Genomic DNA, 3,963 nt, shown 5'->3' on the forward strand with positions numbered 1-3,963 from the left:
AGCCCCCCTTGCGCCGTCACCGCCCATCGACCCGCCGCCGGCCGTAATCCGCCGCCTTTGCGATCCGGTGCGATAGTCATAGGCCTCCGGCCAGCCATCGGCGCCGGCCACCACCGACACCCGGTCGGGCCTGAGAAGATGCAGTTCGGCCGGGCGCGGGCCGATCGCCAGCGCCTCGACATAGGCATTGCCGGACAAGAGCAGGTGGCCGTAGAGCGCCTCGAGGAAATCCGCCCCGCCCATGCGGGCATTGGGCTTTGCGATCAGCGCCAGCGCCGGATGCCCGTCGATCTCCGTCTCCGCCCGATAGGCCAGCCAGGGAATGGCGGCAGCGGCTTCCGCCACCAGCCGCACCGTGCGGTGCGCCACCGGGTTCCTCATGAAGCCCTCGCGCGACAGCGAAGCATAGGACCGCCCCGACCAGCGCGCCTCGCCCTCGCCCGCCACCAGCGACAGCCCCTGCACGCCGACAGCCTTGCTTTCCGCCACGGCGCCTTGCTCCGGGGCGAAGGCCCACGGCAATCGAAACGACAATTTCATCGGATTGATCCTGTTGTTTGCAGTCTGGTGTCGCGCCGAAGGACGGCACGCAAGGCGAGACGGCGCTTCCTCCCCTCTTGTGGGAGAGGATACAAATCCGAGGGCTTGGCCGAAGGCTAAACCTCAGATTTTGTCGGTGAGGGGGAAGTTTCTTCCCCCACGCCGCACCCGGCCTAGCCCAGTGCCGCCAGAAACGCGCGGCCGTAGCCCGCCACCAGCGCCGCCCGGTCGCGGCCGTTGACGATGCGGCGCGCGCCGGTCCAGTCGGCTTGTCGCCCGTCGAAGGCGTCGGCCAGCCTCATGCCGCTGAACAGCCCGTCGCGCATGCCGATGACCAATATCCTCACCGCCACATCGAGCTCCATGGCCCGGCCCGGCTCGCCGACCAGGTCGACGCCCGTCGCCTCGGCCAGCTTCTCATAATTGCGCCGATGGGTGATCTGCACCAGCCCGCGGCCGAACCAGCTCTTGCCGTCGGCGTCCAGGCGCCAATAGGGCCGGCGCACCTGCGGCAGGAGACCTGAGGCATAGGCCCGCTCCAGCCGGGCGATCGCCGCTGCGTCGCTTGGCGCAAAGGTCTCGCGCACCGGCTGCATGCGCCCGCCCGTCTCGTGGAAGGCGGTCGCCAGACAATAGGCAAGGCGCCGCGGATCGTCGGCGTCGCCAAGCGCCCGCCAGCCGGCGACGAGCGCCGCCATTCCGGACACCTGGCCCGCCGTCAGCCGGCCGGGAAAGGGGTCGCGCCGGACCGCCTTGAAGAATCGCTGATCGTCGTATGTCATCTCGCTCTCCTCGTCGAAATCCCGGTTTTTTCCTGCCGGCGCGGCCGGTGTGCGGGGCAAGCGAAGTCGCTTCAGCCCGGCGGTTAACCACGGCCAGAATTTTCCTGTTCGATTAAATCGTTTGAAGGAATTTCAATCGTTTAGAGCGAGGCGCCGGCATATTTACAAAAATTTAACACTGTGGAACTTTCCGCCGCATTCGGTGTTTGAGCCCCGAGACGAACCCCCGTGAGGAGTTAGAGCCATGCAGATCAACAGCACGACCCAGACCAAGGCTCCCGCCGCCACCATCCCGGCCCATGTGCTGGAGCGCCTGGAAAACGAATGGCGCCAGATGCGCCAGAGCGCATCCCAGCCGGCCTCCGCCGCCAAGTAAGCGCTCATAGCCACTGCCTCGACCGGCGCCCTTCGGCGCCGGTTTTGTTTTGGCCGGCGGACACTTCTCTCCCCTCGTGGGAGAGAAAGGAATTTCAGCATCTTGGCTTTAGCCAAGTACTAGAAATTCCAGGTGAGGGGGGTACACGCTCATACATCGATGCCGATCCAGCCCCCATTGCTTCGCCGCTCACCCGAAGGCGCTTCGAAGGATCGACACCCTCAAACCCCGCGAATGCGCGGCTCGCCCACCCCCTCCAGCATCAGCGCGGTCAGCGCCCAGACCAGCGCGTCCAGACGGTCGGGCGAACGGCCGGACGACAGACCGTCCGGGCCGAAGTCGCACATCTGGTCTTCCAGTTCGGAAAAGCGTGCGGCATGCACCACCCGGCCCTGCTCATAGAGCGCCGCCACCGGCTCGGCGCGCAGGTATTTACCGCGCGTCGCCCGAACCATGGTCACCGGCAGGTTCGCCTCGATGCTCTTCAACGTCGCCGCCACCATGTCGCCGCCCTGGTTGACCTCCGCCACCACCCGGTCCGCCTCGAACCGGCGATAGGCATGGACCACCGCGCGCGCCCAGTCGGCCGGGCCCTTGCCCTCGACCGAACAGTCGGCCAGAACCGCGGCGCGGCCGTTGTCCATCAGTCCGGCCACCACGATGCCGCAGACCGAAGCCGGTCCGCTGCCCGCCGGCGGATCGACAGCCACGACGATCCGCCGCAGCGGCTCGATTAGCCGCACCGTCAGCGCCTCCAGCCGGTCGCGCCGCCACAGGCCGTCCTCGCGGTCCTCGATCAGTTCGCCGCCCAGTTCCTGGCGCCCGAGCCGCGTGCCGCCATAGCGTCGCTCCAGCGCGGCGATGAAGCCCGGCGCGAGATTGTCGCGGTTGTCGGCGGTCGAAAGGCGCGTCACCCGCGTCTCCGCATCGCCGATCAACCGCTTCAACAGCGGCACGGCGCGCGGCGTGGTGGTCACCAGCTGGCGTGGCCGCTCGCCCAGCCTGAGAGCGAATTGCAGCATGTCAAACGTCTCCTCGGCATGTTTCCATTTCGCCAGTTCGTCGCACCAGGCATAGTGAAATTGTGGCCCGCGCAGGCTTTCCGGATCTTCCGAGGAGAAGATCTGGGCCATCGCCCCGTTCGGCCAGACGATTCGCCGGCGCGAGATTTCCACCTCCGGCCGCATGCGTCGGGCAATCCTCGCAATGCCCGAAGCCCCGTCGATCATCACCTCGCGGGCATCGCCCAGCGTCTCGGCGATCAGCGCGATCCTCAAGTCCGTGCGGGGTCCGGCGGCAAGCGCCAGCCCGTGCACCCATTCGGCCCCGGCCCGCGTCTTGCCCGATCCGCGCCCGCCCATGACCAGCCAGGTCGCCCAGTCACCCGGTGGAGCCCTCTGCTCGTCCCGGCCGGAAATCTCCCAGCCACGCCCGATCCGCCGGCTGGCCAGAAGCCCGCGCGTGGTGATCAGGGCGGCAAGTTCTTTCTCCAGCGCCTCAGCGGGCGCATCGGCCGTGTCCCCTGCCGCCGTAACCGGCGGGTCGGGATCGCCCGGTGCGGTCGGCCATTCGGCATCTGCCGCTGCGGCAACTACAGCCGTACCAGCGCGCGCCGCGACCTCGATCCGATGATGGCGAGCCTTGAGCATGCCGGCCAACGACCTCCCGCTCATCCGCACCGCACCGATGACGTCGCCTTCGATCGCCACCATGCCGTGCCGGAAGCCACCGAGAATCACGCCCAACTGTTGATTACCCTGGTGGGCGATCTCCAACTCAGCCGCTTCCTGCGTCTGGGGTGGAGGCGGGATCTTCCCGCCCACCGATCCCCACGGCGGATGTCCCTTCCCTTTGGTTCTCCCAGGCGACGAGCCGTGCTTTTGCCCGTGCTTCCGCCTGGTTTTCGATGATGCGGAGCAGTTCCGCCTTGATCGCTTCTTCATCCTCGCCCTCGCCGCTCAGAAGTGCCGCGTCCTCGCGGTCGCGCGCCAGCTGGCGCTGCAGGCTGTCGATCTTTTCCAGCGTGCGCACGATCAGCGCCATCGCGTCGGTCGCCGCCTTGGCGTCGCCACGCGCCGCCTTGGCGGCCGCCTCGTCGGCGCCGTCGATCAGCCGCTCGGCCGTGGCGCGCAGCTTGCAAAACAGCTCGAACTGGGCGCGCATCTCGCCCGTCAGGTCGTCGAGCAGCGCCGCCAGCCGATCGAGTGGCGACAGGCTTTCCGCCGACTTCTGCTCCAGCCCCACCGCCTCCGCCGCGCCTTCGCT

5 protein-coding genes are annotated in these 3,963 nt (G+C 67.9%); 1 reads left to right on the forward strand and 4 read right to left on the reverse strand.

Annotation, left to right across the window (positions count from 1 at the left end; genetic code table 11):
* Both RHIZ70P_RS22410 and RHIZ70P_RS22415 read right to left on the reverse strand, forming a co-directional pair.
* Positions 1-540: phage portal protein (locus RHIZ70P_RS22410; RefSeq protein ID WP_115672786.1), on the reverse strand; the 540-nt coding region annotated here is incomplete at its 3' end.
* Between the two features lie 173 nt (positions 541-713).
* On the reverse strand, positions 714-1,322 hold the full coding sequence (locus tag RHIZ70P_RS22415) for a glycoside hydrolase family 19 protein (protein WP_115672788.1): 609 nt from the start codon (positions 1,320-1,322) through the stop codon (positions 714-716).
* A gap of 244 nt (positions 1,323-1,566) precedes the next feature.
* On the opposite strand from RHIZ70P_RS22415, the gene RHIZ70P_RS23420 reads away from it, so the two are divergent.
* A complete protein-coding gene (locus RHIZ70P_RS23420; protein ID WP_268877540.1) occupies positions 1,567-1,698 on the forward strand; it encodes a hypothetical protein in 132 nt (43 codons plus the stop codon).
* 221 nt (positions 1,699-1,919) lie between these two features.
* Here RHIZ70P_RS23420 and RHIZ70P_RS22420 read toward each other — a convergent pair whose 3' ends face one another.
* The gene (locus RHIZ70P_RS22420) at positions 1,920-3,410 is read right to left on the reverse strand and encodes a DNA-packaging protein (RefSeq protein ID WP_235842321.1); all 1,491 of its coding nucleotides are present in this window, start codon (positions 3,408-3,410) and stop codon (positions 1,920-1,922) included.
* A gap of 64 nt (positions 3,411-3,474) precedes the next feature.
* Positions 3,475-3,942, reverse strand: coding sequence for a hypothetical protein (locus RHIZ70P_RS23125; protein WP_235842322.1), 468 nt, complete (start codon positions 3,940-3,942; stop codon positions 3,475-3,477).
* Between the last annotated feature and the right edge of the window lie 21 nt (positions 3,943-3,963).

Origin of the sequence: Paenirhizobium selenitireducens ATCC BAA-1503, from assembly GCF_900492185.1 — a bacterium.
Classification (GTDB): domain Bacteria; phylum Pseudomonadota; class Alphaproteobacteria; order Rhizobiales; family Rhizobiaceae; genus Allorhizobium; species Allorhizobium selenitireducens_A.